The 23859-nt window shown below is 69.4% G+C and carries 26 protein-coding genes; 7 read left to right on the top strand and 19 right to left on the bottom strand.

Translation table 11 applies throughout. The features are described 5' to 3' along the window. Positions 1-452 precede the first annotated feature (452 nt). Together V5F53_RS06510 and V5F53_RS06505 are read left to right on the top strand one after the other, a co-directional pair. Positions 453-1334, top strand: a complete 882-nt coding sequence (locus tag V5F53_RS06510; protein ID WP_393996769.1) for a VOC family protein — start codon at positions 453-455, stop codon at positions 1332-1334. Between the two features lie 150 nt (positions 1335-1484). Then, positions 1485-1802, top strand: coding sequence for a DMT family transporter (locus V5F53_RS06505; protein WP_393996770.1), 318 nt, complete (start codon positions 1485-1487; stop codon positions 1800-1802). A 143-nt stretch (positions 1803-1945) separates the two neighbouring features. Here V5F53_RS06505 and V5F53_RS06500 read toward each other — a convergent pair whose 3' ends face one another. From V5F53_RS06500 to V5F53_RS06480, 5 genes are all read right to left on the bottom strand, one after another. Beyond that, positions 1946-2956, bottom strand: coding sequence for a hypothetical protein (locus tag V5F53_RS06500; protein ID WP_393996771.1), 1011 nt, complete (start codon positions 2954-2956; stop codon positions 1946-1948). Positions 2957-3031: 75 nt separating this feature from the next. Beyond that, entirely contained in the window at positions 3032-3484 is a 453-nt protein-coding gene (gene queF, locus V5F53_RS06495; protein ID WP_393996772.1) for a preQ(1) synthase, read from the bottom strand. An 89-nt stretch (positions 3485-3573) separates the two neighbouring features. Then, positions 3574-4095, bottom strand: a complete 522-nt coding sequence (locus V5F53_RS06490; RefSeq protein WP_393996773.1) for a chromate transporter — start codon at positions 4093-4095, stop codon at positions 3574-3576. Then, positions 4092-4673, bottom strand: coding sequence for a chromate transporter (locus V5F53_RS06485; protein WP_393996774.1), 582 nt, complete (start codon positions 4671-4673; stop codon positions 4092-4094). Before V5F53_RS06485 ends, V5F53_RS06490 begins: the two co-directional genes overlap by 4 nt. Beyond that, positions 4666-5577: a hypothetical protein gene (locus tag V5F53_RS06480; RefSeq protein ID WP_393996775.1), complete on the bottom strand. Its 912-nt coding sequence runs from the start codon at positions 5575-5577 to the stop codon at positions 4666-4668. Before V5F53_RS06480 ends, V5F53_RS06485 begins: the two co-directional genes overlap by 8 nt. 384 nt (positions 5578-5961) lie before the next feature. On the opposite strand from V5F53_RS06480, the gene eno reads away from it, so the two are divergent. Next, entirely contained in the window at positions 5962-7245 is a 1284-nt protein-coding gene (eno, locus tag V5F53_RS06475) for a phosphopyruvate hydratase (RefSeq protein ID WP_393996776.1), read from the top strand. A gap of 140 nt (positions 7246-7385) precedes the next feature. On the opposite strand, the gene V5F53_RS06470 is transcribed toward eno, so the two are convergent. From V5F53_RS06470 to hemB, 5 genes are all read right to left on the bottom strand, one after another. Beyond that, positions 7386-8075, bottom strand: coding sequence for a MarC family protein (locus V5F53_RS06470; RefSeq protein WP_393996777.1), 690 nt, complete (start codon positions 8073-8075; stop codon positions 7386-7388). Between the two features lie 43 nt (positions 8076-8118). After that, positions 8119-8868, bottom strand: coding sequence for an arginyltransferase (locus V5F53_RS06465; RefSeq protein ID WP_393996778.1), 750 nt, complete (start codon positions 8866-8868; stop codon positions 8119-8121). Between the two features lie 79 nt (positions 8869-8947). Then, positions 8948-9490, bottom strand: a complete 543-nt coding sequence (locus V5F53_RS06460) for an RDD family protein (RefSeq protein ID WP_393996779.1) — start codon at positions 9488-9490, stop codon at positions 8948-8950. A 67-nt stretch (positions 9491-9557) separates the two neighbouring features. Then, positions 9558-10823 carry a threonine ammonia-lyase gene (locus tag V5F53_RS06455; RefSeq protein WP_393996780.1) on the bottom strand — a complete coding sequence of 422 codons (1266 nt, stop codon included), beginning with the start codon at positions 10821-10823 and terminating at the stop codon, positions 9558-9560. 153 nt (positions 10824-10976) lie between these two features. After that, positions 10977-12017 carry a porphobilinogen synthase gene (gene hemB, locus V5F53_RS06450; protein ID WP_393996781.1) on the bottom strand — a complete coding sequence of 347 codons (1041 nt, stop codon included), beginning with the start codon at positions 12015-12017 and terminating at the stop codon, positions 10977-10979. Positions 12018-12314: 297 nt separating this feature from the next. On the opposite strand from hemB, the gene V5F53_RS06445 reads away from it, so the two are divergent. From V5F53_RS06445 to V5F53_RS06435, 3 genes are read left to right on the top strand one after another with little or no spacing between them, the layout of a single operon-like run. Further along, complete coding sequence (locus tag V5F53_RS06445; protein ID WP_393996782.1) at positions 12315-13391, top strand: enoyl-CoA hydratase/isomerase family protein; 1077 nt, start codon at positions 12315-12317, stop codon at positions 13389-13391. Further along, positions 13388-13819, top strand: coding sequence for a DUF6163 family protein (locus tag V5F53_RS06440; protein WP_393996783.1), 432 nt, complete (start codon positions 13388-13390; stop codon positions 13817-13819). The genes V5F53_RS06445 and V5F53_RS06440 overlap by 4 nt, the downstream gene beginning before the upstream one ends. 16 nt (positions 13820-13835) lie before the next feature. After that, on the top strand, positions 13836-14513 hold the full coding sequence (locus tag V5F53_RS06435; protein ID WP_393996784.1) for an O-methyltransferase: 678 nt from the start codon (positions 13836-13838) through the stop codon (positions 14511-14513). A gap of 177 nt (positions 14514-14690) precedes the next feature. Here the strand turns inward: V5F53_RS06435 and V5F53_RS06430 are convergent, their stop codons facing one another. After that, positions 14691-14975: a helix-turn-helix domain-containing protein gene (locus tag V5F53_RS06430; protein WP_393996785.1), complete on the bottom strand. Its 285-nt coding sequence runs from the start codon at positions 14973-14975 to the stop codon at positions 14691-14693. A gap of 226 nt (positions 14976-15201) precedes the next feature. Between V5F53_RS06430 and V5F53_RS06425 the strand changes: the two genes are divergently transcribed. Continuing rightward, positions 15202-17610 carry a DUF3141 domain-containing protein gene (locus V5F53_RS06425; protein ID WP_393996786.1) on the top strand — a complete coding sequence of 803 codons (2409 nt, stop codon included), beginning with the start codon at positions 15202-15204 and terminating at the stop codon, positions 17608-17610. A 98-nt stretch (positions 17611-17708) separates the two neighbouring features. On the opposite strand, the gene V5F53_RS06420 is transcribed toward V5F53_RS06425, so the two are convergent. The 8 genes from V5F53_RS06420 to V5F53_RS06385 form a co-directional block, all read right to left on the bottom strand. After that, positions 17709-17894 (bottom strand): hypothetical protein, encoded by a 186-nt coding sequence (locus V5F53_RS06420; RefSeq protein ID WP_393996787.1) that lies wholly within the window; start codon positions 17892-17894, stop codon positions 17709-17711. Beyond that, positions 17891-18043: a hypothetical protein gene (locus V5F53_RS06415; protein ID WP_393996788.1), complete on the bottom strand. Its 153-nt coding sequence runs from the start codon at positions 18041-18043 to the stop codon at positions 17891-17893. The genes V5F53_RS06420 and V5F53_RS06415 overlap by 4 nt, the downstream gene beginning before the upstream one ends. Before the next feature lie 45 nt (positions 18044-18088). Continuing rightward, the gene (locus tag V5F53_RS06410) at positions 18089-18733 is read right to left on the bottom strand and encodes a glycosyltransferase family 2 protein (protein WP_393996789.1); all 645 of its coding nucleotides are present in this window, start codon (positions 18731-18733) and stop codon (positions 18089-18091) included. Between the two features lie 234 nt (positions 18734-18967). Beyond that, positions 18968-19663, bottom strand: a complete 696-nt coding sequence (locus tag V5F53_RS06405; protein WP_393996790.1) for an SDR family NAD(P)-dependent oxidoreductase — start codon at positions 19661-19663, stop codon at positions 18968-18970. A gap of 102 nt (positions 19664-19765) precedes the next feature. Next, the gene (gene dprA, locus V5F53_RS06400) at positions 19766-20917 is read right to left on the bottom strand and encodes a DNA-processing protein DprA (protein ID WP_393996791.1); all 1152 of its coding nucleotides are present in this window, start codon (positions 20915-20917) and stop codon (positions 19766-19768) included. A gap of 10 nt (positions 20918-20927) precedes the next feature. Further along, complete coding sequence (plsY, locus tag V5F53_RS06395) at positions 20928-21536, bottom strand: glycerol-3-phosphate 1-O-acyltransferase PlsY (protein WP_393996792.1); 609 nt, start codon at positions 21534-21536, stop codon at positions 20928-20930. Between the two features lie 29 nt (positions 21537-21565). Beyond that, positions 21566-22882 carry a dihydroorotase gene (locus tag V5F53_RS06390; protein WP_393996793.1) on the bottom strand — a complete coding sequence of 439 codons (1317 nt, stop codon included), beginning with the start codon at positions 22880-22882 and terminating at the stop codon, positions 21566-21568. Beyond that, positions 22875-23822: an aspartate carbamoyltransferase catalytic subunit gene (locus V5F53_RS06385; protein WP_393996794.1), complete on the bottom strand. Its 948-nt coding sequence runs from the start codon at positions 23820-23822 to the stop codon at positions 22875-22877. Before V5F53_RS06385 ends, V5F53_RS06390 begins: the two co-directional genes overlap by 8 nt. Positions 23823-23859 lie beyond the last annotated feature (37 nt).

Genomic DNA, 23859 nt, shown 5'->3' with positions numbered 1-23859 from the left:
ACAGGCGTCTGTCGCGGCGCGCGCGAGGTGGCGTGCCCCGGCGGAATGGGGCGTTTGGACGCCAACTTTCAGGCGCGCCGCCATATTTCTGTTTCGCAAATCCGGCATTCAGCGGCTAAGCTCCCCCGCGAGCGAGGGAGGCGCACCCCAGCGCGTGTGGTCTTAAGGCGCGTCTCTCCTTCTAAGCCGTCGGGTGGCGGCCGGTGCTGCGCGTGTACGCACACTGCGGATGCGGCGGTCGTTGACCGCCAGTTCGGGCAGGGCGCCCGATGCTCTCTTGCTCGCGTTCCCGATCCGGCCTTCCGCTGCCTCTTCGTCCGGGTCGGACCCTCTCTGGATCCTGTTCAGCATGCACGGGCTCGGCGAACAGGAGCCAACCTCGTGGCACTGCAAATTTGGGCGCAGGACTGAATGACAGCTGTTCTGGATTTGCTCTAGACAAAGGAGATGCCATGCGACGCGGCCTCGATCACGTGGTTCACCTCGTTCGTGACATCGATGCGGCAGGCGAGACCTACGACCTGCTCGGCTTTACCGTCGGCCCCCGCAACGCTCATCCGTGGGGCACCGAGAATCGTATCGTTCAGACCCCCGGATTTTTCATCGAGCTGTTGCAGATCACCGACCCGGCCAAGATTCCCGCCGCCGGGCCGGGGCAGTTCTCCTTCGGCGCGTTCAACGCCGGCTTCCTCGCCACCTGCGGCGAGGGCTTTTCCATGCTGGCGCTGGAAGGCACCAGTGCCGTCGGCGAAAAGGGCGTGTTCGACCTGGCCGGCTTCGGCGGCTATGAGGTGTTCGACTTCGCCCGCAAGGCCCGCCGGCCGGACGGCCAGGAGGTGGAGGTGAGCTTCTCCCTCGCCTACGCCCAGGACCCGGCCTCGCCGGACCTGTCCGTCTTCACCTGCACCCAGCATCGCCCGGAAAATTTCTGGTCCGCCGACCTTCAGCGCCATGCCAACATGGTGTCCGGCGTGAACGGCGTGGTGCTGGTGGCCGATACCCCGGTGGAGCACCAGCGCTTCCTGAACACGCTGACGGATGTGCCGGTGCTGCGCGCGCGCGACGATTGGTATGTCGCTCACACCCCGCGCGGCGAGATCGACGTGATGAGCCGGCCGCTGTTTACCGAACGGTACGGCGTGGCGGCGCCCAAGGGGCCGGGCCTGCGCATCGCGGCGGTGCGGTTCGCCAGCAGCGGCGCGGAGGAGTTGCGGCGCGCGCTGGCGGCGCGGCGCATGGTGGAGGAGTCCATCGCCGGCGTGGTGGTGGTGCCGCCCCGGGCGGCGGCGGGCGCCACCCTGGTGTTCGAGATCGACGCGCCGCGGAACGCATAGTGCTGCACATTTGTGCAGGACCCCATCTGGCCGTTGGCGCCGGATGGGGTAGGAAGGACCCGGGGACGCCCTGTCCCCGCCGGGCGCGGACGACCGCGCCCTCTCCTTTCGCGTGGCGGGGACGACCCCGCCTCCCCAAGGTGTTTCCCCATGGCATGGGTGTATCTGCTGGCGGCCGGCCTCACTGAGATCGGCTGGGCCATCGGCATGAAATATTCCGAAGGTTTCACGCGGCTGTGGCCGAGCGTCTTCACCCTCTCCGGCATTGCTGTCAGCCTGCTGCTGCTGTCGCTGGCCCTGCGCGGCATTCCCATCGGCACCGCTTATGCGGTTTGGGCGGGCATCGGCACCGTGGGTACGGCGGTGGTGGGCATTCTGTTCTTCGCCGAATCGGCCGACATCCTGCGGCTGGTGTGCATCGCCCTGGTGGCGGCGGGCATTGTCGGGCTGAAGCTGGTCACGCCCTGAACGGACGGCGACCGGCGTGGTGGGTTGGCGGGGCGTTGGGCTGGCGGATCCAGGGCGCGTCGAGTGCCTGGATCCGAAAAGGGCGGCAGCATGCGGGTCCGGGACCGCGGACCTCTCTGCGGTTCACGGCCTGCCGCGGCCGCTCAGTTGGGCGCCAGCAGCTCGCGGCGGGCGCGGTCGTAGCGCCACATGGCCCCCGGCATCACCTGGAAACCGCCGATGGCTCGCTCCACCGTGTTCTCGCAGGCGTGGTCGAACTTGCCCTTCAGCGCCGCGTGTCCGGCCTTGGTCAGGCTGATTTCCGCCGCCGCATAGGCACGATAGCTGTGCTCGGCGACGCTGCCGTCGCCGGGCGAGAAGATCAGCGGCCCGCATTCGTTGGTGGGGAAGGGCAGGCCGGCGATCAGCGGCGCGTGGGCGAAGGCGAGGCCATCAAGGCGCAGAAAGAAGGGCAGATCGGCCAGGAACTGGGCTTCGTCCATGGAGTGCACCGCGGCATAGAGATGGGCGACCTTGCGCGGCCCGTCGGCGAGCTGCTCGAGGATGCGCTGTTCCGTCAGTGACAGGCCGCTGCGGGGCGCGGGCAGCTCGGCCAGCAGCCGCCGCAGCGCGGGGGTGAGAAAGGGCAGGGCGTCATGGGGCACTCCAGCGAAGGCGGCCAGGGCCGTTGGCGTCTGCGCCGTGAAGGCGTCCCATGCCTTCCGGGCGGTCTCGATCTGAATGGCGCTGACCGGCGTCCGCCGGTGCTCCAGCGCCTGCACCTCCGCGCCATCCATGACGCCGATATAATGGTCCGCCTGGACCAGGTAGAGGCCCATGCGCTCCGGCTCGTGGGAGAAATAATGCAGGAGCTGGATCAGCTGGAGCTGGTCATAGAGATCGTGCTCGAACCACAGCTCGACCTCGCCATAGGCCGAGTGGACGTCCAGCTGGGCGTCGCGATGGGCGAAATCGGCGCGTACGCTGTCGAGCGGCAGCCCGAGGGCGGAGGACAGGAAGCTCGCCCGGGCGTCGGAGACGTCGTCGAGCACGGCGCCACCCGGCACCGGGCCGTCATGCAGCATGTCCTGCCACGGCAGCAGGTGGCCGGCGATGTGCGCCGCCCGCAACCGCTCCACGGCCGAGTCGCCATTGGTGACGATGAGCTTCGGCATGAACCATCCCTCCCTTGAGCCGTGCCCCTGTGGCCGCGACCTGGCGATGGACGTCACACGCCGGCGCGGGGCCGTTCACCCGCGTCCACGATACGACGCGACGCCCGTGTCCGGTAACCACGCGCCGGCCGGCAAGGTTCCCGTCTGCCAGAAAACATCGATGGGGATGCCGCCCCGCGGATACCAATAGCCGGCGATACGGAAGAAGCGCGGCGCCAGCAGCCCCACCAGGCGCTTGCCGATGGCCACGGTGCAGTCCTCATGGAACGCCCCGTGGTTGCGAAAGCTGGCGAGATAGAGCTTCAGCGACTTGGACTCCACCAGATGCTGGTCGGGCACATAATCGATGACGAGATGGGCAAAGTCGGGTTGGCCGGTGACCGGACACAAGGATGTGAACTCGGGGCAGGTGAAGCGGGCCACGTAGTCCGTGTCGGCGTGGGGGTTCGGCACGCGGTCGAGTACCGCGTCCTCTGGCGAGGTGGGCCATTGGGTCTGGGCGCCCAGCTGTAGCGGACGGTCGGTCATGGGTCGGGCTCCTGGCGGGGGCGGCGCGGCGGGCCGCGCGCCATCGCCGCCTTTTAGAGCAGGACGGCCGGGGCCCCAACCGCCGGCGGCTACCGGAACACGAAGAAGCCCAGCATCGCCGAGCCGGCGATGAGGGGCAGCGGGTTCATGCGCGTCGCCACCAGGGTGGCGAACACCGCCACCGTCAGCACGGCACTTTCCCAGCCGGTGACGGTGCCCTTGGCGATGGAAATGGCGCCGGCCAGCAGCAGCCCGATGGACACCGGCGCCAGGCCGCGCTGGATGGAGGCGCGCCAGGGCCAGTGGTCGAGCCGCTTCCACAGCCGGCCCACCGCCAGCGTCAGCAGGCCGGTGGGCAGGAAGAAGGCCAGCACCACCGCCAGCGCGCCGAGCGGCCCCGCCACCCACTGGCCGACGCCGGCGATCATCATCATGTTCGGGCCGGGCGCCATCTGCCCCACGCTGTAGAGGTGGATGAGCTGGGGAAAGGTCATCCAGTGGTGGCTGTCCACCACCAGCGTCTTCATTTCCGGGAATGCGGCCATGCCGCCGCCCACCGTCAACAGCGAGAGATAGGCGAAGACGGCGATGAGGGCGGGAATCTGGCTCATGGCTTGGGCGCCTCCTCCGGCAGGTGGCCGGGGCGGTACCAGAAGATGGCTGCGGCCCCCACGCCCAGCAGCACCACCAGCACCGACAGGTGCAGCACGTTCACGCCGATCACGGTGAGGGCGACGAAGACGAAGTCACTCCAGCGCGTGAGCATCTTGCGCCCGAGCTGGAAGGTGACGGCCAGCACCAGCCCCACCGCCGCTGCGGAAATGCCGTGCAGGGCGGCGCCAATGCCGGCATGGGTGCCCTGGGAGGCGGCATAGGCGATGGCCGCCGCCACCATCATCAGGCCGCCGGGCAGGCAGATGCCGGCGAGCGCGAGGGCGGCCCCGGCGGTGCCGCGCAGCCGGTCGCCCACCAGGATCGCCATGTTGGAGGCATTGAGGCCGGGCAGGGTCTGGCAGATGGAGAGGAGCTCCACGAAGGCTTCGTCCTCGATCCACTTGCGCCGCCCCACCAGGCCGGTGCGCAGATAAGCCACCACGCCGCCGCCGAAGCTGGAGGCGCCGATGATGAGAAAGCCGATGAAGATCTCGCGCAGGCTCACGTCCGGCGCAGGGGCGGGGGTCTCACTCATGGCTCTGTGGCGGGTTGCCCTTGAGGCGGTAGACGGCGGCGGTCTTGGTGGTGCCAAGCAGGATCCAGTCCTTGGCCTCGTCCTGCAGGGCGCGGAAAAAGCTGTCGGAGCGCTGCAGGGCCTTGGCGCTCAGGTCGGCGCGGCGGGCATAATGCACCTGGTATCCGAATTCGCCCACCAGCTGGAATTGCTCGCCGCGGGTGCGCCAGACCGAAACGTTGCACGGGGCGATCATGCCCTTGCCGAAGTCGAGCGTGCCGAGCTGCTGCAGCACCTCTTCCACCGCCGTGTGATTCACCAGCTCCACATGCTCGCCGCTGCCCTGCAGGAGGGGGGCAAGGGCGGGGAAGACCCGCACCAGGGTTTCCGGCGCCGTCGGGTCGGCGACCCCGCGCGGCCGGTAGGGGAATTCGACATTGTGCGAAAACAAGGAGCGCACGCCGCCGAGCCGGTTCTTCAGCGGCAGCGTCTCTTCCTTGAACTTGATGCGGTAGTTGCCGGGAATCTGCGGGCGCACGTCAAGCGCGGCGGCGGTTGCCTGGTCGGGGTGGCGGAACTTGAAGACGATCTCGGGGTCGCCCACCGGAAACCCGTCCTCATAGGTGAAGCGCCGGCGCAGGATGAAGGCGTTGTTGTAGAGCTTGAAGTCCTGCGTATCGAGGAACAGCACCTCGCGGATCTGCGGTCGCACGCCGCGCGCGGAATGGGGCTCGAAGTCCACGCCCTCGCGCTTGGCGACGCGGGCGACGATCTTGGCAAAGTCGAAGAAGCTCTGCACCGTGGTGAAGCGCAGGCCCTGGAGGATGATCTTCGCCTCCAGGTAGTGCACTTCGTCGAAGGGGTGGCCGTCCGCATAGAGCTGTTCGCTCGCGTTTGCGGTCCCGGAATCGTCCTGCTGCGTCACGGCTTGCCCCCATTGTCGAGCGCCCGGGCTTAGGTTCGCCACTCTCGACATAACAAGCCGCCGGGGCCCGCGACAAGGGCAATGGCGGGCCTGCGCAATCCATGATGGATGGTACCTGGGGCGGCGGCCGGTGCAGACGTGGCGCCGGCCCGTCGGGCCGCTGCGGCAGCCCGCCGGCCGGCGCCGCGGCGCGGGCGACGATCGCCAGCGTTTTCGCGATACAAAGACGGCCGAAAATGCTCTAGAAGCGGCGCGCCCTTGGCTTGTACGAAATTTTCGTACAAGCCAAGGGCAGAATCGATTTGCGACGGATCGCAGCGCGACGGGCGGATGGGCCGCCGGTCGCGGCGCCGGCGCACGCACGAGATGAGGGAAGGACCGTTCATGACCGCCATCGTCGACATCATCGGCCGGGAAATTCTGGACAGCCGCGGCAATCCGACGGTCGAAGTGGATGTGGTGCTGGAGGACGGCTCCATCGGCCGCGCCGCGGTGCCCTCGGGGGCCTCCACCGGCGCCCATGAGGCCGTGGAACTGCGTGACGGCGACACGGATCGCTACCTGGGCAAGGGCGTGCTCAAGGCAGTGGATGCGGTCAATGGCGAGATCTACGACGCCATCGGTGGCTTCGAGGTCGAGGACCAGGCCAAGATCGACGCCACCCTGATCGCTCTCGACGGCACCCCCAACAAGGCGCGGCTCGGCGCGAACGCCATCCTGGGCGTGTCGCTGGCGGTGGCCAAGGCCGGCGCGCTCGCCAACAACCTGCCGCTCTACCGCTATGTGGGCGGCGTGAACGCCCGCACCCTGCCGGTGCCGATGATGAACATCATCAACGGCGGCGCCCATGCCGACAATCCCATCGACTTCCAGGAATTCATGATCCTGCCCGCCGGCGCGGACTCGTTCGCGGAAGGCCTGCGCTGGGGCGCGGAAGTGTTCCACACCCTGAAGAAGGGCCTCAAGGACGCCGGCCACAACACCAATGTGGGCGACGAGGGCGGGTTTGCCCCCAACCTGGCTTCCGCCGAGGCCGCCCTCGACTTCGTGCTCAAGGCCATCGAAAAGGCGGGCTTCAAGCCGGGCGAGGATATCTATCTGGGCCTCGACTGCGCCTCCACCGAGTTCTTCAAGGCCGGCGCCTACCATTACGAGGGCGAAGGCAAGGTGCGCGACATCGAGGCCCAGGTGAAATACCTGGCCGAGCTGGTGGCGAACTATCCCATCGTCACCATCGAGGACGGCATGGCCGAGGACGACTGGGCCGGCTGGAAGCTGCTTACCGACACGGTCGGCGCCAAGTGCCAGCTGGTGGGCGACGATCTGTTCGTCACCAATGTCGAGCGCCTGTCGCGGGGCATCAAGCAGGGCGTGGGCAACGCCATTCTCGTGAAGGTGAACCAGATCGGCTCGCTCACCGAGACCCTGGACGCGGTGGAACTGGCCCACACCAACGCCTATCGCGCCGTGATGTCCCACCGCTCGGGCGAGACCGAGGATTCCACCATCGCCGACCTCGCGGTGGCCACCAATTGCGGGCAGATCAAGACCGGCTCGCTGGCCCGCTCGGACCGTACCGCCAAGTACAACCAGCTGCTGCGCATCGAGCAGGAACTGGGCGACACCGCGCGCTATGCCGGCAAGGCGGCCCTGAAGGCCCTGGCCTGAAATGGCCGACCCCGCCGGGTCCGCGAGGGATCGGGCGGGGTCGCATGGGCGCGAATTCCGGCGCGGCCGGCTTAAGGACGGGGGCCTTTGCGCCCCCGTCCCTGCGTTCGGGGGCCGGCGCCCTGCGGACCTGGTTGCCGTCAGGCCGGTGTCGCGGCCAGCTCGCCGATCAACTCGTGCAGGCCGAGCCAGATAATCTGGAGGCCGATCGCCAGGAGGATGAAGGCGAACAGCCGCACCAGGACGCTGGTGCCGGTCCGGCCGATCACCCGCTCGATGACGGCGGCTTCGCGGAAGGCGAAATAGACCGAAAGGGCGATGGCGGCGAGGCCGGCCACCGCGCCCGCCACTTCCTCCATGAATGGCATCGCCAGCACCGCGAAATCCTGGTCCACCACCGCGGCGGGCCCGGTCGAAAGCGCGATGGCGGTGGCGATGGTGCCGGGTCCCACCGTCAGCGGCAGGGTGAGGGGATAGAAGGCCTGCTCCAGCGCCGCCGCGTCGTCGCCGGCGGCGCCGCCGGCGCGCTCGGCCGGCGGGGGGTCGTCCTGGTTGAGCAGGCGCCAGCCCACGGCGGCCACCACCAGCCCGCCGGCCACCCGCAGCACCGGCAGCGTAACGCCGAAGAACAACAGCACCTTGGCGCCGATAAGCATGGAGAAGAACAGCAGCAGGAAGCCGTAGATGGCAACCTTGCGGGCGACGCGCTCGCGGGTGGCAGGGCTGCAATGCCGCACGAAATTGAGGAAGATCGGCGCCGCGCCCAGCGGGTTGACGATGGGAAACAGCGCGGCATAAACCGCGACGAAGACGTTGAGAAACGAGATCATGGCGCAATCCGCCGGCGGGCCGGCGCGCGCCCCGTGGCAGGCCTCACGCGTCCACCCGCTCCCAGCCGTGGGAGGAAAGCCGCTCCTGGGGCAGGTAGCGGCGCTTGTAGTCCATCTTGTGCGAGCCCTGCACCCAATAGCCGAGATAGACGTAGGGCAGGCCGAGGCTCTTGGCCCGGGCCACATGGTCGAGGATGAGGAAGGTGCCCAGCGAGCGATGCGGCGCCAGCGGATTGTAGAAGGAATAGACCATGGACAGCCCGTCGGAGAGGATGTCCGTGAGCGCCACCGCCATCAGGTCGCCGGTGCCGCGCCCGAGAAAACGCGAATCGGGGGTGCGCTTGCGGTATTCCACCAGCCGGGTCTCAACATGGGTGTCCTCCACCATCATGGCGTAATCGAGCACGCTCATGTCGGCCATGCCGCCGTCGCCGTGGCGGGCCGCGACATAGGCGCGGAACAGGCTGTATTGCTCGGAGGTGGGCGAGGCGGGCCGCAGCGTGCCCACCACGTCGTCATTGGCGCCGCGCACGCGGCGAAAGCTCCGGCTGTCGTGGAAGTCGTCGACGCAGATTCGCACCGACACGCAGGCCCGGCAGCCCTCGCACGCCGGGCGGTAGGCGATGGACTGGCTGCGGCGGAAGCCGCCCTGGGTGAGGACGTCATTGAGCGAGGCGGCCCGCTCTCCCACCAGGTGGGTGAACACCTTCCGCTCCTCCCGGTCGGGGAGGTAGGGGCATGGGGAGGGCGCCGTCAGGTAGAATTGCGGCGTATCGCGCGGATGCTCGCTCACGGTCCTCAATCCTCAGGGACAGACAGGATCGCTGGAGCGGGACCGCGCGTCAAAGGCGAAATGGAAGCCGGCGTGATTTTCACGGCCGGCGCCGCAGCAGGCCGGCGCGGGCCGGCGTGTTCACCACCACCGTGCCGGCGACGAAATCGTGCAGCAGCCGGCGCCGGCCATTGAACAGCGCCACCAGCAGCACCAGCGGCGTGAGGGCGCTGAGCGACACCCAGAACAGCACCGCGTGCACCGCCCCGAGCAGCGAATAGCAGGGCGCGCCGTACCAGGTACGCATCTCGATATCCATCAGCCGCATGCCCAGCGTCGCCGAGGCCGGCGAGCCCAGGGTGATGGCGGTGTAGGCCAGCCCCCAGATGACGAAGGCCGGGCCCAGCAGGGGGAACAGCATCCAGCCGAGGCTCAATGTGACGATGCCGAACACGAAGATGAACACCGCCAAGCCGGCGATGGGGCCGAGAATCATCACCGCGTCCACGAAAAAGGCGATCAGCCGACGCGACAGCACGCCCTCGAAATATTCCGGCTGGGTGGCCGGATCGTAGGCGTGGTCCTTCGGCGCGCCGGACACGCCGAGAAAGGGATCGCGGGTGGTGTCGCTGCGCTCGCTCATGGGGCCGTTGCTCCTTCTGGCCCTCAAGGTGGGGCGCCGGCCCTGCTCCCGCAAGGGATGGCGGCGCTCACCAGTCGGCGCCGCCGGCGCCCAGCCGCTGCACCGGCAGGCCTTCGGCCTCCAGCGCTTTCTGGATCAGCTCGGCATGGGCCTGGTCGCGGGTCTCCACGGTGAGGTCGAGGCGCGTGCCCTTGGCGGGCACGTCGAGGAAGGTGCGGCGATGGTGCACTTCCAGGATGTTGGCGCCGAGCTTGCCGAGCAGGGTGGAGATGCGCCCCAGCATGCCGGGGCGGTCGAGGATGGTGAGGCGGAACGAGACGATGCGGCTTTCCCGCTCCAGTTCGCGCAGCAGGATGCCCGCCAGCATGCGCGGGTCGATGTTGCCGCCGCACAGCACCAGGCCCACGGTCTTGCCGGCGAACCGCTCCGGCTCGGTGAGCAAAGCGGCGAGGCCGGCGGCGCCGGCGCCCTCGGCCAGGGTCTTCTGGTGCATCAGGAAGGCGTTCACGGCCCGCTCCAGGGCGGTCTCGTCCACCAGCACGATGCTTGGCACCAGCCGGCGGATGATCTGGGAGGTCAGCGCCCCCACGTTGCGCACGGCGATGCCTTCGGCCAGGGTGGGCCCGCCGCAGGGCCGGGCGATGCCGGTGAGCGCGCTCCACATGGCCGGGTAGAGCGCGGCCTCGACGCCGACGATCTCGGTATCCGGCGACAGGCCGGCGAACGCCAGGGCCATTCCGGCCATCATCCCGCCGCCGCCGATGGGCACCACCACGGCGTCGAAGCGCGGCCCGTCCTCCATCATCTCCAGGGCGATGGAGCCCTGGCCGGCGATCACGTCCCGGTCGTCGTAAGGATGGACGAACACCCGGCCCTCGGCCTTGGCGATGCGCTCGGCCTCGCCCTGCGCATCCGCCACCGTCTCGCCGAACAGCACCACCTGGGCGCCGAAGGCGGCGGTGGCGCTCACCTTCACCTGGGGCGTGGTCTCGGGCATGACGATGGTGGTGGCAACCCCGAGCCGGGCGCCGTGGAACGCCACCGCCTGGGCATGGTTGCCCGCCGACATGGCCACCACCCCGCGCCGCGCCTCCTCCGGGGTGAGGCGGGCGAGCTTCACCAGCGCACCGCGCTCCTTGAATGAGGCGGTGACCTGGAAATTCTCATACTTCACCCACACGTCGGCGCCGGTCAGGGCGGAGAGCCGGGGCGCGCGCAAGGTGGGGGTGCGCAGCACCGCGCCGGCCAGCACCAGCCGGGCGGCTTCCACGTCGGCGAGGGTCACCGGCAGGTCGCCGGTCACGGGCGCGGCATGGCGGACATCGGCGGGCATGGCTCTTTCCTCCTCGCCGAACGCCGCCGGCGGATCGTTGCAGGTCGCGAAGGTTGTGGCGTCCACTGGCGTTTGGCGTTTGGCGGTTGGCGGTTGGCGGTTGGCGGTTGAGGGCGGGCCCGCGCGCCGGCCGCCGCCCGCCTCGCTCCGGCCTCAGCCGGCGGCGAGCTGCTCCGCCACGCGGGGTGCGAAATAGGTGAGGATGCCATCGGCGCCGGCGCGCTTGAAGGCGGTGAGGCTCTCCAGGACGATGCGCTCGCCGTCCACCCAGCCGTTGCGGATCGCGCCCTCGATCATCGCATATTCGCCGGACACCTGGTAGGCGAAGGTAGGCAGGCCGAACGTCTCCTTCAGCCGCCATACGATGTCGAGATAGGGCAGGCCGGGCTTCACCATCAGCATGTCGGCGCCTTCGTCCACGTCGAGGGCGGCCTCGCGCAGGGCCTCCAGGCCGTTGCCCGGGTCCATCTGGTAGGTGCGCTTGTCGCCGGAGAGGGTCTTGGCGGTGCCGATGGCGTCGCGGAACGGGCCGTAGAAGGCGGAGGCGTATTTCGCCGCGTAGGACATGATCTGCACATCGGTGAAGCCGGCGGCGTCCAGCCCGGCGCGGATGGCGCCCACGCGGCCGTCCATCATGTCGGAGGGCGCGATCACGTCGGCGCCGGCCTCGGCCTGCACCAGCGCCTGGCGCACCAGGATGTCCACCGTCTCGTCATTGAGGATGCGGCCATCTTCCAGCAGCCCGTCATGGCCATGGCTGGTGAACGGATCAAGGGCGACATCGGTGATGAGGCCGATCTCCGGCACCTCGGCCTTGATGGCGCGCAGGGTCTGGCACACCAGGTTGTTCTGGTTCAGCGCCTCGCTCCCCTCGGGGTCGCGCAGGTTGGGGTCGATGTAGGGAAACAGCGCCAGCGCCGGAATCTTCAGCCGGGCGGCCTGGACCGCGGCGCGAACGGCCTCGTCCACGGTCAGCCGCTCCACCCCCGGCATGGAGGCGATGGGCGTGCGAGTGGCCTGCCCCTCCATCACGAAGATTGGCCAGATCAGGTCGTCGACCGACAGGGCGGATTCGCGCACCAGGCGGCGGGACCAGTCGCTCTTCCGGTTCCGGCGCGGCCGCTGCACCAGGTCGAGCCGCAGCGCGCGGGCGGTGTCCGGGGCCGGATGGATGCGGGGCGGATTGAAAGCCATGTCTCAACTCTTGTCTGGGCGCCAAAGCCGGCCGCGCGGGTTTGGCGCGTGGGTCTTGAGGCGACGATCCGGATGCAACGGCCAGCGCATCCCGGGGGGCGACTCGCGACGCCACCGGGATGCGCCGGGTCGGCCCTTATAGCGCCCACGGCCGGCGGCGGCGAGACGAGCGGCGCGGCCCCGCGTGTCACACGTGCGGGGCCCGGCCGGGGGCGCCGGCGGCGTTGACGCTGGCCGCCACCGCGTCTAACCCTCCCAGACCCGGTTCCGGGTGGTTTCGACATGAGGTGCGCGCGCATGGAACACCGGCAGGAACCCGAAGTCCTCCTGGAGCAGAAGGGCGAGGCAGGGGTCATCACCCTCAACCGCCCGAAGGCGCTCAACGCCCTCAACCTGAACATGGTGCGCGAGATTCTGCCGCGCCTGCGGGCCTGGGCGGGCGACCCGGGGATCACCCGCGTCATCATCAAGGCCACCGGCGAGAAGGCGTTCTGTGCTGGTGGCGACGTGCGCGCGGTCTATGATCTCGGCCGGGCCGGGCGCACCGCGGAGGCGCTCGCCTTCTTCCGTGAGGAATACATCCTCAATCATTATATCGGCACCTTCCCCAAGCCCTATGTGGCGCTGGTGGACGGCATCTGCATGGGCGGCGGCTTCGGGCTTTCGGCCCATGGCGCTCACCGGGTTGCCGGCGACCGCTACCTGTTCGCCATGCCGGAAGTGAACATCGGCCTGTTCCCGGATGTGGGCGGTACCCATGTGCTGCCGCGCCTGCCGGGCGCGTTCGGCGTGTTCCTGGCGCTTTCCGGCGCCCGCATCCGCGCGCCGGAGGCCCTTGCGTGCGGGCTCGCCACGGATGTCGTGCCGTCGGCCGCCTTTGCCGCGCTGGAGGAAGCCCTGGCCGCCGGCGGCGACGTGGAGGCGGCCATCGCCGCCCATCGGGTCGCGCCGGCCGCGAGCGCCTATGCCGACCGCGAGGGGTTCATCGCCGATGCGTTCGCGCGCGGCAGCGTCTCGGCGATCCTGGCCGCCCTGGACGAGGCGGCGGCCGGGGGCGGGCCGTTTGCCGCTTTCGCAGCAGCCACCGCGGGCGACATCCGCACCAAGTCGCCCACCTCCGTCTCCCTGGCCATGGAGCAGATGCGGCGCGGTCCGGGCCTCGACCTGGGCGAATGCCTCAAGACCGAGTTCCGGGTGGTGAGCCGGGTGCTCGCTGGCCATGATTTCTATGAAGGGGTCCGCGCGGTGCTGGTGGACCGCGACAATACCCCCCGCTGGCGGCCGGCCAGCCTCGCCGAGGTGGACGAGGCCGCGATCGCCGCGCATTTCGCGCCCATCGACGACGAGCTTGAGCTTCTGGCGCCCGGCGCATGAGCCATTACGACCCCATCGACGCCAGCGCCCGCGCCCATTGGGAAAGCCTTTCGCCCTGGCGACGACGGCTGTTCCTGTTCCTGCGGGGGGTGGCCGTGTTCCTGCTCATCGAAGGGATCACCCATTGGGTGGTGATCCTCGGCGTGGGCGATGACACTCCGTCCTGGTTCGAGGGCCTGCCGCTCGCGGCGCAGGGGGCGGTCATCTGGGCCGCCATCATCGATCCCATCGCCGGCGTCGGGCTGTGGCTGCGCGCCGGCTGGGCGGTGGTGCTGTGGCTGATCGCGACCCTGACCCAGGCGGTGCTGGCGGCCTGGGCGCCGGCGGGCATGACGCCGCTGTTGCTGTTCACCCTGGTGGAGCTGGGGCTGGTGGTGGCCTATGCGGTGCTCTCCATCCGCGCCGCGCGGGAGAGCGACGAAACTTGAACGAAGGGAGAAGTCGATGGGTGCGCAAGGCCAGGCCACGTGGAGCGCGGTGGACGACTACATCACCTCTCTGCTGAAGCCCGAGGATAAGGTCTTGGCCGCGGCGCTCGACGCCAGCGCGGCGGCCGGCCTGCCGGCGATCGCGGTGTCGGCGGCGCAAGGCCAGCTCCTCCACCTGCTGGCGCGGATCGCCTGTGCCCGGCGCATCCTGGAGATTGGCACCCTCGGCGGCTACAGCACCATTTTCCTGGCGCGGGCGTTGCCGGCCGATGGCCGGCTCGTCACCCTTGAGGCGGTGCCCCTTCATGCCGAGGTGGCGGCCGCCAATTTCGCGCGCGCCGGCCTCTCCGACAAGATCGACCTGCGGGTGGGGCCGGCGCTGGAGACGCTGCCCAAGCTGGAGGCGGAGGGGGCGGGGCCGTTCGACCTCGTCTTCATCGATGCCGACAAGCCCAGCAACACCGACTACCTGCGCTGGTCGCTGCGGCTGACGCGGCCGGGCAGCCTCATCGTCTGCGACAATGTCGTGCGCAATGGCGCGGTGGTGGACGCCGAGAGCGCCGATGCCTCGGTGCAGGGCGTGCGCCGCTTCTTCGACGCGCTGGCGGCGGAGACCGGCGTCACCGCCACCGCCATCCAGACCGTCGGCGCCAAGGGCTATGACGGCTTCGCGCTGATCCGGGTCGGCGCCTGAGCGTTCAGGACCAGCTGCCCAGGAAGGCCAGCACCGCCACGATGAGGATGATGGCCACCACCACATAGTGGCGGGCCGCGATGTTGTGCAGAATCATGGGTCCATCCAGGCTGTTGGCGCACAGCAAAGCACAAGCCTGACCATAAGGCACCCCCGCCGCCGGCGGGGGTGCCTTTTTCAATCGTCGTTGGAGGCGTTGAGCTCGTCGACGGCGAGGCCCTCTTCGGCCTGGACCAGCTGCACGCCGACGGCGCCGCCGGTGGCGAAGACGATGCCCGCAGCATGCAGGACACGCGTGAGTTGCGCGCGGGTGGGCGCGAGGGCAGGAACATTGGCCTCGTCGGTCTCGATCACGCGCACCGTGGGCGCGGTGACGCCGGAGCGGGTGGCGAGATCGGCCCGCTTCCAGCCCAGAAGCGCGCGGGCGGCCTTGATCTGCCGGCCTGAAACAGTTTCTTCCATCTGGCGCCTCCTTTGGAATTTCGTCACCGATGCATGGCATACCCCGGTGCGTGGCGGCGATCCGAGGTCGCCTGCCTTGAGCAATACCCGAAAAGACGGCGACCTTGCAGTTGCCATCTTTATGCAACACGCTCGATCTAGTATTGTGCAGTGCAGTAATCTCCGGTGGCCCCGAGCCGGAGTTCGGCCGAACCGGAACACGCCGCGGTGCGGCGAGGAGGAACGCTTGAACGCTCAGCTCTCGCCTTCGAAGTTCACCAACCCGTTCTTCGCCAAGGTGACGGATGGCAATGCCTGGACCGCGCGCCAGCGCGCCCTGGCGCTGACCGCCCAGCTCTCCGAGCTGTCCACCATGAGCCAGCTCACCTCGAAGGCGGCCGGGCGCCACTTCATGAACATCTCGGCCACCCATGGCGAGCGGCTGCGCGAGACCTTCAACGAGCTGACGGCTCTGGTGGGCACCATCACCAATACCGAGCGCTCGCTCTCAGAGCGCGTGAAGGACGCCCAGGCCTATGCCGTGGACCGCGCCCAGCGCGCGGTGCTGACCCTGGACACCCTGCGCCAGCGCGGCGACAATTTCTTCGAGCACGAGGCGGCCGGCTGCCCGCCGGTGCTCGTCTACGACTATGACGTGGTGATCGACGGGCGCAGCCTGCCGCGCCCGTGCAACTATGCGCTGCTGAAGATCAAGCCCCCGGCCGGGGTGGAGGTCTATCCCTGGAAGCGGCCCTACGTCATCATCGACCCGCGCGCGGGTCACGGTGCCGGCATCGGCGGCTTCAAGTCCGACAGCCAGGTGGGCGTGGCGCTGAAGGGGGGGCATCCGGTCTATTTCGTCAGCTTCAGCCGCAATCCGGAGCCTGGGCAGACCCTGGCCGACGTGTCGCGCGCCGAGGCCACCTTCGTGCGCTACGTGCAGCAGCAGCATCCCGACGCGCCGAAGCCGGTGGTGATCGGCAACTGCCAGGGCGGCTGGGCGACGCTGATCCTCGGCGCCGCCAACCCCGACATCACCGGCCCGCTGGTGCTGAACGGCGCCCCGGTGGAAACCTGGTCCGGCGACGTGGGCGCCAATCCCATGCGCTACAATGCTGGCCTGCTGGGCGGCCAGGTCCAGCCCATGTTCTGGGCCGACTATGGCGACGGCGTCTTCGACGGCGCCTGGCTGGTGCTGAACTTCGAGATGCTGAATCCGGGCCGCACCTGGTTCCGCAAATATTACGACCTGTTCGAGAAGGTGGACACCGAGAGCGGGCGCTTCCTGGAGTTCGAGCGCTGGTGGAGCGGCTTCTTCCTGCTCAACGAGCCGGAGATCGTGTGGATCGTGCGCGAGCTGTTCGTGGGCAACAAGCTCGCCCGCAACGAGGCGCGCCTGGAGCATGGCCGCGCGCTGGACGTGAAGCAGATCCGCTCCCCCATCATCGTGTTCGCCAGCCATGGCGACAACATCACGCCGGTGAAGCAGGCCATCAACTGGATCATCGACACCTATACCGACGAGACAGAGATCCGCATCCGCGGTCAGCGCATCGTCTACATGGTGCACGACAAGATCGGCCATCTCGGCATCTTCGTGTCGTCGTCCATCGCCAAGCGCGAGCACGCGCAGGTCTCGTCCGTGCTGAAGACCATCGAGGCGCTTCAGCCCGGCCTCTATGAGATGACCATCGACGACATTCGCGGCGAGGGGCAGGACGCCCAGTTCACCGTCTCCTTCGCCGAGCGCAAGATGAGCGAGCTACCCGGCTTCGCCGACGGCCGCGAGGACGAGGTGCCGTTCGCCGCCGTGCAGCATATCTCGGAGCTGCAAGCCGAGCTTTACGACGTGTTCCTGCGTCCGGCCATCCAGGCCTCGGTGACGCGGGCGAGCGCCGAGGTCGGGCGCATGCTGCATCCGCTGCGGGTGCAGCGGGCGGTCACCTCCTCGCGCAATCCGCTCATGCTGCCGCTGGAGGCTGTCACCAAGGTGGTGAAGGAAGGCCGCAAGCCGGTGGAGAAGGACAACCCGTTCGTGGCGGCCGAGAAGCTGATCGCGGATGCGTTCGAGCAGACCATCGACATCATCCGCGACGTGCGCGACGCCTGGTATGAAGTCACTTTCTATTCCATCTACGCCACCCCCTTCATGCGCTGGTTCGGCCGCAACTACAATTTCGAGCGGACCCGCAAGACCAAGGAAGAGCTGGTGGCGCTGCCGGAAGTGCGCTCGGCTTTGCTGCACGTGTCCTCCGGCGGGTTCGTGGAAGCGGTGATCCGCATGCTGATCCTGCTGGCGGAGGCGCGCGGCAACGTGCGTCGCGACCGGCTGGAGCGCTCGGCCCAGGTGTTGACCAAGGACGAGCCGTTCCTGTCCCTGCCGGCGGCGCGCAAGGCCGAGATCATCCACGAGCAGAGCCTGATCGTGGAATATGCCCACGACGCGGCCATCGACAGCCTCGCCGATCTCCTGCGCAGCCCCGAGGAGCGTCGGCGGGCGGCGGAGGTGGTGCAGTTCGTCCCCGGTCCGCTCGGCGAGATGGACCCGCGCACCCTGGCGATGCTGCAGCGCATTCGCCACGTGCTGGGCCTGGAGCCGGCGACCACCGACATCGTGGTCGATCCGCTGCAGCTGACCGCCGAGGCGGCGCAGTGAGGCTCTGACCCTCGCGTGATGCTGCGATCAAGGCGCGGGCTATTCGCCCGCGCCTTTCTTTTTGCCCGTCGCCCGTTGCCGAGGCCCACGGCGTCGGATCACCGCGTGAGTGTTCGCCAACGCTTGGTCACGGAGCGGAAGTTCTTGTCGATGAAGCGTTCGAGCCGCCCCATGTGGGCCCGCTCCAGCGCCAGATCCTGCAGGTGCCGATGCTGGGCGGCGCCGCGCGCGCCGGCGGCCAGCTGGTCCAGGGCGGCGAGAAGGCTGCGGTAAGGATAGGTCACGGCAAGGTCCGGGCGGGTGAGCGCGCCGCGACAATCATGGAGCGGGCGCCGCACCAGGGTGTCGGACCGCGCCTGGCATAGGTGCCGCAGAAAGCCTCGAAATCGCGAATCGACAGTGCGGTTTCATTGCGCAGCACGTTGGCGGCCATCACCGGGAGCTGGGCGAATCCGGCGCTGTAGTCGTGGCGCGAGGTCTAGCGCATGTCGGCCGACAGGCATTTCGCCACCAGCTGCTCGCGGGAGCGGGCGGGGAAATGGGCGAGCCGGGTGACGCGCAGCAGGTGCGCCGGCAACCGGGTGTCGGCGATCGATGCCGAATGGTTGCCGTCGGCGACGCGGATGCGGGGGTGGCGCGCGACAGGGCCTGGAAGCGCCACTTTGAACACCGCGTCCTCGACGGGAAAGTGGTGCTGCATCCGTGTCAGCGGATTGGGATCGTCGGGATGGTCAAGCGGGCTCAGGTGATATTCCAGCTTGGCGAGGCCGGCGACGGCGGCGGCGGGCACGCAGGAGAGGTCCAGCTCCAGCGCTGCCCGGCTCGATACGGCGGGGCATTCGTCGGCATCGAGGAGAAAGACGAAATCCCAGGGGGCGGCGCGGAGGGCATGGGCCATCAGCTGGGTGGTGCAGGCGCCCTGATAGTCGCTGGTGGAGGAATGATGTGGCACCAGCTCGACCGGCAGGCCCTCCGCCGCGAGCATCCGCAGGATGCTGGCGGTGGCGTCGCTGCTGCCGTCGTCAATGATGAACAGCCGGTCCAGGAAGAACAGGGTGTGGCGGGCCCACACCTCGATGATGTCCGCTTCGTCACGGACCATGGAAATTGCGGCGAGCTTCATGGGCACATCGGCGTGATGGGCTGGAAACCCGTGCCGACACGTCATCGCCCTCGCGCCCGCCCGGCGAAGCCCGCGAAACGTGCCGGGGCTCCTTGCCCCGTTGGAGAAAGTGCCCCCGGATACATCCGCGAGCGGGCTACCTTTCTCGCCGCCAGCCTCAGATCACCAAGGCACCATGGCAAAGATGTGGCTATGCCGGCGCGTCGCCGGCGGACCCTCGCGCGCGGGCCGCGATCAGAACTTTTCCACCCAGGGCCTCAGGTCCACCTCGAAGCTCCAGGCCGAGCGGTGCTGGCGGTGGGTGGCGAGATAGGTTTCGGCGATGGCCTCCGGCGCCAGCCACTTGTCGGCCGGCCCCGGTTCGCCAGGCGTGGCCCAGGACGCGGAAATGCCGCCGTCGATGATGAAGTGCGCCACATGGATGTTGCGCGGCCCGAGCTCGCGCGCGAGGCTCTGGGCGAGGCCGCGCAGCGCGAATTTCTGCATGGCGAACGGGGTGGACTGCGGCATCCCCTTGATGCTGGCGGTCGCCCCGGTGAAGAACAGCGAGCCGCTGCCGCGCCGCAGCATCCGGCGCGCCGCCGCCTGGGCGGTGAGAAAGCCGCCGAAGGCGCCGATCGCATAGGCATCCAGCACCGCGCCGGGGTCGAGTTCCTCGATGGGGCCACGATAGCGGGCCGCGGCGTTGAACACCACCAGGTCCGGCGCGCCAAGGGCGCGGTCCACCTCGGCGAACACGGATTCCACCGCCTGCGGGCTCTGCACATCGCCGGACAGGGCCAGCGCTCCGGTTTCGGCCGCCAGCGGTGCGAGCTTCTCCACATTGCGCGCCACCAGGGCCAGGCGGAATCCCTCCTGCTTCAGCCGGCGCGCCAAGGCGGCGCTCAGGCCCTTGCCGGCTCCGACGATGACGGCGATCTCACCACTCATGTCCATGTCTCCCGCACCGGCGAAGGGAGGTGCTTCGCCGGACAAGCTCTAGCATAAAATGTCCGACGGCATGGTCCCTCGGCATCGCCCCGCCGATGTGGCTCAGACGAGGGCAACGAGGCCGGTGCCCGGCCGGCTCAGGCGGCCGGCAAGGTCGAGCTCCAGCAGGACGATCTGCACCGCCGCCACCCCGCAGCCGGACAGGCGCACCAGGTCGTCGATGGGCGTCGGGGCCGGGCTGAGCAGCTCGATGATGCGGGCACGGGCGTCGTCGGCCGGCTCCGCCGGGTCCAGGTCGAGGGGAACGTCGGGGTGCTCGGCGTCCAGCGGCGTGTCCGGGGGGCGGCCGGCGATGGGCGCCAGCACCTCCAGGATGTCCTCCACCGTCGTAACCAAAGCGGCGCCCTGCTTGATGAGCCGGTTGGTGCCGCCGGCGCGCGGGTCGAGCGGGGAGCCCGGCACCGCGAACACCTCGCGGCCCTGCTCGGCGGCGAGCCGGGCGGTGATGAGGGAGCCGGAGCGTTCTGCGGCTTCCACCACCACCACGCCCAGCGCCATGCCGGACACCAGCCGGTTGCGGCGGGGGAAGTCGCGGGCGCGGGGCTCCCAGGTCAGCGGCATTTCGGACAGCACCGCGCCGGTCTCGGCGACGCTCTCGATCAGCTTGAGGTTTTCCGGCGGATAGGGCCGGGCCAGCCCGCCGGCGAACACACCCACCGTGCCGGTGTCGAGGCTCGCTTCGTGCGCCGCCGCGTCGATGCCGCGGGCAAGGCCGGATGCCACCACCCAGCCGGCCGCGCCCAGCCCGCGGGCGAGGCGCTGGGCGAAGGTGCGCCCCGCCGCCGATGCATTGCGGGCGCCGACGATGGCCACCATCGGGCGGCGCAGCACGGCGCCGCTGCCGCGCACGGCGATCAGGGGCGGGGCGTCGTCCAGGGTCCGCAGGGCGGCTGGATAATCGTCCTCGCCCAGCGCCACCAGCCGGGCCTTGCCGCGGGCCAGCGCGGCCATCTCGTCCTCGGCTTCGGCGCGGGTGGGGGTGCGCGGGGGAAGCAGGCGTCCGCCGCGACGGGCCAGGGTGGGCAGCGCCTCCAGCGCCGCCGCGGCGCCGCCGAACTGGTTGATGAGGGTGCGGAAGGTGCGCGGACCCACGTTCTCGGTGCGGATCAGGCGCAGCCAGTCCAGCCGCTGCTCCGGGCCGAGCAGCTCGCCCTTGCGAGGGCCCTGGGGTCCGGAGGGCGGTTTTGAGGCCATGGGGCGCGCCTCAGCCCTTCGCGCCGATCTTGCCCTCGCTGCCGGTGAGCAGCCGGCGGATGTTCTGGTGGTGCTTGGCCCACAGCAGGGCGGTGAGCGCGGCCAGCAACAAAGCGATGTGGGGCTGATCGAGGGCGACCGCCGTCGCCACCGTCGCCACCGAGGCGGTAAGCGCCGCCAGCGACGAGTAGCGTGTGAGAAAGGCTACCCCCAGCCACACCACGGCGAACGCCAGTGCCGCCGGCCAGGCGAGGCCCAGCGTCACCCCCAGGAAGGTCGCGACCCCCTTGCCGCCGCGAAACCTCAGCCACACCGGGAAGATATGGCCGAGGAACGCGCCCAGCGCCGCCGCCAGCGCGCCCGCCGGCCCGGCCAGATGGGCCGCCACCAGCACCGCGACCGTTCCCTTCAGGGCATCGCCGACGAGGGTCGCCGCCGCCAGGTCCTTGCGTCCGGTGCGCAGCACGTTGGTGGCGCCGATGTTGCCGGAGCCGATGCCGCGGATGTCCGCCGTCCCCGCCGAGCGGGTCAGCAGCAGGCCGAATGGAATCGACCCCAGGAGATAGCCGAACACCAGCGCCAGGGGATGCAGCAGCGACGGCGGAAGATCAGCGAGCATGTCGGACCCGAGGCGGGAAAGGCGGGGACTCAAACGTATTCGTAGACGACGTCACCGGCAACGATGGTGCGCAGCACCCGCCCGGTGAGGCGCGCCTCGTCGAACGGCGTGTTGCGCGAGCGCGACTTAAGCTGTCCCGGCTGGAGCACATAGGGCAGGTCGGGATCGAACACGATCACGTCCGCCGGCGCGCCGGGGCGGAGCGTGCCGGCATCGAGCCCGAGGATCTGCGCGGGGCGCGTGGACAGCGCGGCGAGCAGGTTCACGAGGTCCACCGAATCGGAATGGACCAGGCGCAGCGCCGCCGGCAGCAGGGTTTCGAGGCCGATGGCGCCCGGCTCCGCCTCGGAGAACGGCAGGCGCTTGCCTTCCACGTCCTGCGGCACATGGTCCGACACCACCACGTCGATGAGGCCGGACGACAGGGCGCGGATCAGCGCCTGCCGGTCCTCCTCGGCGCGCAGCGGCGGCTGCAGGCGGAAATAGGTGCGGTAGCCGAGAACGTCGAGCTCGTTGAAGGACAGGTGGTTGACCGAGACCGAGGCGGACACCGGCAGCCCGGCCTCCTTGGCCCGCTCCAGCACCTCCAGGGATTCGGCGCAGGTGAGGGCGGCGGCGTGGTAGCGCCCGCGCACCCCGCCCACCAGGCGCACGTCGCGTTCGAGCACCATGGTTTCCGCCGCCTTGGGAATGCCCGGCAGGCCGAGGCGCGAGGCGAACTCGCCCTCGTTCATGGCCCCCTTGGACAGGGTGGCGTCCTCGGTGTGATGCACGATGAGGGCATCGAAGTCGCGGGCATAGGTGAGGGCGCGGCGCAGCACCAGCGCGCTCATGATCGACTTGTGGGCATCCGTGAAGGCGACCGCCCCGGCGGCCTTCAGCAGGCCGACCTCGGTCATCTCCTCACCCCTGAGGCCCTTGGTGATGGCGGCCATGGGGTGCACCCGCACCACCGCCGTGTCGCGGGCGCGGCGCAGGATGAAGTCGACGATGGCCGGGTCGTCCACCACCGGGTCGGTGTCGGGCTGGCTCACCAGGGTGGTGACGCCGCCGGCCGCGGCCGCGTGGCTGGCCGAGGCGAGGGTTTCCAGGTGCTCGAAGCCGGGCTCGCCAGCGAAGGCACGCATGTCCACGAGGCCGGGGGCGACCACGGCGCCCCGGCAGTCCACCACCTCCGCGCCGTCGGGACGGCCGGCGGCGGCGAGGCCGAACGCGGCGTCCTTGATGACGCCGTCGGCGAGATAGACGTCGCCGTGGAAGTCGGCGCCGCGCGCGGGATCGATGACGCGCGCGTTGGCCAGCAGGAGGGGGCGCGGCTCGCGCGCCGGGTGGCGGGCATCACGCATTGGGCAGCTTCCGGGCCAGAGTGTCGAGCACCGCCATGCGCACGGCGACGCCCATTTCCACCTGCTCGCGAATGAGCGAGCGCGGGCTGTCGGCGACCGCCGAATCGATTTCGACGCCGCGATTCATGGGGCCGGGGTGCATCACCAGGGCGTCCTTCGCGGCATAGCGCAGCTTGGCTTCGTCGAGGCCGAAATAGTGGAAGTACTCGCGGACCGAGGGCACGAACGAGCCGCTCATGCGCTCGCGCTGCAAGCGCAGCATCATCACGATGTCGGCGCCCTCAAGGCCGGCCTCCATGGAACGGTAGACCTCGACGCCGAAATTCTCGATGCCGGCCGGCAGCAGGGTGGAGGGCGCCACCAGCCGCACCCGCGCGCCGAGCGCCGAGAGCAGCAGGATATTGGAGCGCGCCACCCGCGAATGCAGCACGTCGCCGCAGATGGCCACCGTCAGCCCCTCGATCCGCCCCTTGCTGCGGCGGATGGTGAGGGCGTCCAGCAGCGCCTGGGTGGGGTGCTCGTGGGCGCCGTCGCCGGCGTTCACCACGCAGCAGTCGACCTTGCGGGCGAGCAGCGCCACCGCACCCGAGGCGTGGTGGCGCACCACCAGGATGTCCGGGTGCATGGCGTTCAGCGTGATGGCGGTGTCCACCAGCGTCTCGCCCTTCTTCACGGACGATGAGCCGACCGACATGTTCATCACGTCCGCCCCGAGTCGCTTGCCGGCGATCTCGAAGGACGATTGGGTGCGGGTGGAGGCCTCGAAGAACAGGTTGATCTGGGTACGCCCACGCAAGGTAGAGCGTTTCTTCTCGATCTGCCGGTTGAGTTCGACGAACTCCTCGGCAAGGTCGAGCAGGGACAGGATCTCGCTGGCGGTGAGGCCTTCGATGCCGAGCAGGTCTCGGCCGGAGAGGGTGAAGGCGGGTGCGGATGGCATGGCAGGCCGCAGGCATATCCGCAGCGGACGCGCCCGG

Source organism: Xanthobacter cornucopiae, from assembly GCF_043195065.2.
In the GTDB taxonomy this organism is placed as follows: domain Bacteria; phylum Pseudomonadota; class Alphaproteobacteria; order Rhizobiales; family Xanthobacteraceae; genus Xanthobacter.
The sequence above is the reverse complement of the archived record's forward strand: the minus strand, read 5'-3'. Positions and strand labels throughout refer to the sequence as shown.